At 69.3% G+C, this 5,334-nt stretch carries 4 protein-coding genes and 1 pseudogene; 2 read left to right on the forward strand and 3 right to left on the reverse strand.

The features are described from left to right. Nucleotides 1–122 precede the first annotated feature (122 nt). Nucleotides 123–251 (forward strand): annotated as a pseudogene (locus CSR00_RS31915) (IS110 family transposase); the annotation flags it as partial. Here the strand turns inward: CSR00_RS31915 and CSR00_RS29275 are convergent. The 3 genes from CSR00_RS29275 to CSR00_RS29285 are packed head-to-tail and all read right to left on the reverse strand — an operon-like array spanning nt 240 to nt 2,252. After that, a complete protein-coding gene (locus CSR00_RS29275; RefSeq protein ID WP_141564530.1) occupies nt 240–650 on the reverse strand; it encodes an IS5 family transposase in 411 nt (136 codons plus the stop codon). The pseudogene CSR00_RS31915 and the gene CSR00_RS29275 overlap by 12 nt on opposite strands. A gap of 51 nt (nt 651–701) precedes the next feature. Beyond that, on the reverse strand, nt 702–1,256 hold the full coding sequence (locus CSR00_RS29280; RefSeq protein ID WP_099025861.1) for an SRPBCC family protein: 555 nt from the start codon (nt 1,254–1,256) through the stop codon (nt 702–704). A gap of 9 nt (nt 1,257–1,265) precedes the next feature. Beyond that, nucleotides 1,266–2,252: a LysR family transcriptional regulator gene (locus CSR00_RS29285; RefSeq protein ID WP_099025862.1), complete on the reverse strand. Its 987-nt coding sequence runs from the start codon at nt 2,250–2,252 to the stop codon at nt 1,266–1,268. A 155-nt stretch (nt 2,253–2,407) separates the two neighbouring features. On the opposite strand from CSR00_RS29285, the gene CSR00_RS29290 reads away from it, so the two are divergent. Then, nucleotides 2,408–4,942 (forward strand): DUF1214 domain-containing protein, encoded by a 2,535-nt coding sequence (locus tag CSR00_RS29290; RefSeq protein ID WP_141564531.1) that lies wholly within the window; start codon nt 2,408–2,410, stop codon nt 4,940–4,942. Nucleotides 4,943–5,334 lie beyond the last annotated feature (392 nt).

Genomic DNA, 5,334 nt, shown 5'->3' on the forward strand with positions numbered 1-5,334 from the left:
CACGCAGATCGGCCACCATCTGCACCGCCCGCGCCTTCAGCTCTTCTGGATACCGCCTCGATGACTTCGATCCCACGTGCCCATCCTTCCCAACGGAAGAACTCTCCCGACACGCCGGGGCTGATCACCGCGCCGCGCTGCGCCAGCTGGCCAACAAACTCACCGGAATACTGCACGGCTGCCTCAAAACCGGGACCCGCTACAACGAGACGACCGCCTGGGCACCACCTCAACACCAGTCAGCCGCTTGACACCAAGCGCCCTGGGATGTCTGTGTGCCGACCGGGGCGAGCTCCGGCGCCGTGCTGATGAACCCGCACACTGGTGGAGTCCACCGAGAGCAGCATCTCGGTCAGTACGGTGCCCTGGTCCTGCATGCCGGCGGTGACCGCCGCGAAGATCTGCGTGTAGGTGCCGTCGGTGGACCAGCGCAGATGCCGTTCGGCCACCGACTGCCAAGCACCGAACTGCTCGGGCAGATCACGCCACGGAGATCCGGTGCGATAACGCCAGATAATGCCTTCCAACGTGCGCCGATGATCATTCCAGGGACGACCGCGCCGCCGCCCCGAGGGCATCAACGGCTCGATCAACGACCACAAATCATCAGAAATCACATCAGCCCGGACCACCTGAACAGCATCAAGCACAACACCATTCACATTAAGCAGACACGCCCTAGGCGCCCAAGCCCGGGCGGCTCACCCCTCGATGCGCCGGCGCAGCCCCAGCAGCTGGCGGCGCTGCATGATCCCGTGCACCGGGACCGCCACCGCGTGCGCGAGCGGCCCGGGAACGGTCACCGTGCCCACCAGCGGGAGGTTCAGCAGCAGCCGGCCCACGCGGGCCCGCACCAGCAGCCGGGTGCCCGCCGGGACGGGCCGCAGCACGAACGCCCAGGACGCCCGGTGCCCGTACGGCCCGGGAACCCCCAGCACCAGATGGCGGGGCTCGTCGACCGCGGCGACGACGAACGCGTCGGTGGCCCCGGGCAGCGCGGGCATCACGTCGCCGACCCGCAGCCGGGCCAGCTCCGGGATGATCCGCTCCGCGCTGGGCACCCCGGCGTTGTCAAGGCGGTCATAGCTGTACCAGCCTGCGCGCCCAGCGCCCATCTGGGCCAGCCACTGCCAGACCCGATCGGGTGGGGCGGCGAGCGTGACGGCGTGGGTCAGCGAGACGATCGGCGCGCCGATCAGCTCGTCGCCGGGCAGCGCGGCGGTGCGCTCGGCCCGGGTGGCCGCGGTCGGGCCCATCGAGTGGGCCTACACCCCGGCCCGCGACGTCAGTGATCCGGGCTTGGGCCGCAACGGTTCCCACGGCGCCGGTGAGCGGAACTGCGCGGCCCAGGCGCCGGTCTCGGTCAGCCGCTGGGCCTCCTCACGGATCACCGCGCCGACGCTGACGCAGAACTGGCGCGGCAGCGAGAGCTGCGCGGTGGTGGCCAGCACCACCTCCTGGGTCAGCACCGGTTCGTGGACGGGGGCATAGCGCAGCCGGCCCACCTCGACGTCGTCGGCGCACGCCGAGGCCGGCAGCACCGCATGCGCCAGCCCGGCCGCGACGACCTCGCGGGTGACCTCCACCGAGTCGGTCACCAGATAGGAGTGGATGGTGACGTTGAACCGGGATGCCGTGTTGTGCAACGTGTTCGAGATGCCGGTGTGGGTGCCGGGGATGACCAGGGGATGGTCGGCCAGCTCGGAGAACCGCAGCGGCCGGTCGGGGCGCAGCTCGCTGTCGGGCCCGCCGATGGCCACCAGCTCCTCGCTGACCAGTTCGCGGTAGAACAGCCGGTCGTCGGGCACGGCGTTGATCAGGGCGATGTCCACGGCCCCGCCGAGCATCGCCTCGACCAGGCCCTCGGTGTTGGCCACCGTCAGGTGGAAGCCGACCTTGGGAAACGCCGCCTTGAGCCCGGCGAGCATCGGCGCGGCGAACACCGGCGCGATCGTCGGCAGGATGCCCAGCCGAAGGCCGCGCTCGACGCGGGCCATCGCCGAACCGGCATAGAGCACGGCCCGTTCGAGCTGGCGCAGCGGCGCGGCGGTGGAGGCGCGCAGCCGTTCGCCCTCCTCGGTCAGCTGGACTCCGCGGGGGGTGCGGCGGAACAGGGTGATCCCGAGGTCCTCCTCCAGCAGCCGGATCTGGCGGCTCAGCGCGGGCTGCGCGACACCGAGGGTGTGCGCGGCGCGGGTGATCGAGCCCTCGTCGGCGATGCGCAGGAAGTACTTCAGGCGGTGGGTGTCCATGACAGCTACCGGTATAGCAGTCATAAAAAATCGGTATGGCAATTCTCCCAAATCGGCATTACCTCACCGTGTGGCCGCGGTCATAGTCTCGGCAAACACCGGCCCGCGCAGGACCACACGGAGACGGCCGGGGGCGAAGGGAGACATCAATGGTGATGCCGCGGACGGCAAGCAGCGATCGAGTCCAGACGAGGGTTCCCAGCCGCGCCGCCCGGCGCGCAGGCATCGCGGTGCTCGCGACGGCCGCGGTGGTCTCCGTCGGATTCGTCGCCCCGCCCGCGCACGCCGCCGACGGTGACCTGCAGCCCACCATCGACCAGCTGCTCGCGGCGATGGGCCAGGCCGTGGCCGCCGACTCCGCCTACGAGCACACCACGCCCGCCAACAACGCGATGCTGCCCGGCGCGGTGCAGACCATGGAGTTCAAGAACCTCAACACGCTGCTCAACCAGAACACCACCACCCCGTACTGGACGCAGCTGCCGGAGAACATCGCCGGGCCCGCGGTCAACAGCCGCCAGTACTTCGGCGCCAACAACCCCGACAACATCTACAAGAACCAGACCATCAACCCCGACAGCACCTACGTGCTGACCATCACCCCGGGCCCGGGCACCGTGGATCTGAACATCACCACCGGGTCCCTGAGCCTGCTGGCCCCCTCGGCGGGCGCCAACCTCAACATCAGCGAGCTGACCCCCAACGACGACGGCACCTACACGGTGATCGTCAGCTCCACCCGGCCCTCGGACGCGGTGAACTGGATCGACTCGACCGGCATGAACACCGTGGCGATCCGCAACAGCCTGGGCGACTGGGCCGCGCCGGCCACCCAGGTCGGCATCGAGAACGTCGGGCCGGACGACCCGACCCCGGCCGTGGGCGGGGTGACCACCACGGGCCTGTCCGACGAGGCCATCGACTACGTGCTGACCCAGCTGGCCGACACCACCACGGTGTCCAACTACATCTGGGGCAACTACTACGTCAACCTGATCGGGCGGGGACCGGAGAACGGCTTCACCCCGATCGAGGCGACGATCGGGCAGGGCGCGCTGGCCGGGCAGGCCACCGCGTTCGGCCGGTTCGCGCTGCAGCCCGATCAGGCGCTGGTGGTGACGGTGCCGGGCATGGAGGCCGCCTACACCGGCATCGAGATCGCCAACGCGTTCGCGCAGACCCTGGGCTACGCCTCGCAGCAGACCAGCCTGAACAACGCCCAGCTGGTGCCCAATGCCGACGGGTCGGTCACCTACGTGATCAGCGCGACCGATCCCGGGGTGGCCAACTGGCTGGACACCACCGGCATCGACGCCGGCGACGTGATCGTGCGCTGGCAGAACCTGCAGGGCGAGGTGACCACCGAGCCGATCGACGCCCAGCTGGTGCCGGTGGCCGACGTGATGGACTACCTGCCCGAGGGCACCGTGACGGTGACGCCGGGGCAGCGCCGCGCGCTGCTCAAGCAGCGGCTGCTGTCGTATGACTACGCGCTGAACTCGGTCAGGGACTCCAGCTGGGTGACCACCAACCTGCAGACCGACGACCTGCAGGACGCCATGGGCATCGACAACTACAACGCGGTGTTCGGCGCCGAGCCCTCGGCGCCGCTGCTCTCGCGGCTGACCCCGGCGCTGAGCCCGGGCCTGGCGCCGGTGCTGATGGCGGCGATGACCCATCCGCTGGGCAGCCTCGCCGCGGTGCTCGACACCCTGCCGCAGGCGGTCAACGACGTGCAGCTGCCGATGATGCTGGCCACCGTGCGCCTGGCCAAGGTGATCCGCGAGGCCACCGACAACCTGGTGGCCGCGATGTCGACCGGCGATTTCGGGGCGGCGTTCACCGCGGTGGCCGCCGGGGTCAAGGACGTCACCAAGGTGATCTACCAGTCGGTGGCCGACCCGAACACCAGCATCACGGCCGGGCTGCTCAACGCCCGCGACGACCTGGCCCTGCAGATCGGCCGGGCCGACTCCTACGACGCGCCGAAGCTGGGCTCGGGCCTGTCGACCCTGTGGGACGTGGCCAAGGTGACCGCGGCCAACGTGGCCACGACGAAGTCGATGCTGGCGGAGGTGCGCGGCTCGGGAGCGGAGTCGGACTCGGGCTCGGAGCCTTCGGCGCCGGCGGAGGCGGTGCCGTCGGAGGAGGGGAGCGGCGTCAGTGGTGTGGCCGCTTCGGTGGCGGCGCCGGAGGCGTCGGACTCGTCGGAGCCTGCTGCGGAGTCGGTGGTGGCAGAAGCCGCTGGTGATGACGCCCCGGTGGAGAACGACGGAGCCGCGGAGTCGGTCGACTCGGAGGCTGTCGAGGAGGATGGGTCCGGCTCGGATGGCTCGGATGGCGCTGGGGCGTCGGCGGAGGCCGAGGACGAAGCTGCTTCGGCGGAGGACGACGCTGCGGAGGCGTCGGACGTGGGCGAAGACTCATCCCAAAGCGGTCCGGAATCGGATGTTTCGGCCGACGCGGATGAGTCGGGCAACGCGGCCGCAGACGAGGCCGTCGCAACGAGCAGGAAGACAAGCAAGAAGCGCGCTGCTGTCTCGGAGCACGAGACGGGTGCGGATGACAAGAGCGGTACCAAGGCCGGCTCGTCGGGGGACGCCAGTTCGTCGGACTCGGGGAGTACGGCCAAGGCGAGTGGTGGTGCGTCGGATTCTCGTGGCGAGAGTGCTGCGGGACAGGACAGCTAATCGGTAATAGCCCAACTCGGGCCGCCCTAGCTCCTACGACAGCCATCTGACGTGAGTCGATAGGACGATGCCAATCCTTGTCGGACGCGGCCAGTGCCGTCGCTGCCATAGTGGGATTATCGGGTGGCCAGGGACTTCCGCAGCGTCGTCTTGCGTGGGGCGAACGGTGCACCATAGATGTTCGCACTCGCAAAGTCGATCTTGTCAGCGGTGGAGTCCGGCGACAGTTCGGCGCTGATCGAGGAGCGTGCAGTCCCGTTCAGCCGAGAAATTGTCAATTCCTGTGGATCGGGGTGTTTCAGGCGACCTCCGTTCCGGTGTGCTCGTCGTCGTTTGAGGGCGGTGTCGGTGGGGTGATGTCGGTGGGCCGTTCGAGCAGTTTGCCTTTGTGG

The sequence above is a fragment of the Mycolicibacterium palauense genome (assembly GCF_002592005.1).
Lineage (GTDB): Bacteria > Actinomycetota > Actinomycetes > Mycobacteriales > Mycobacteriaceae > Mycobacterium > Mycobacterium palauense.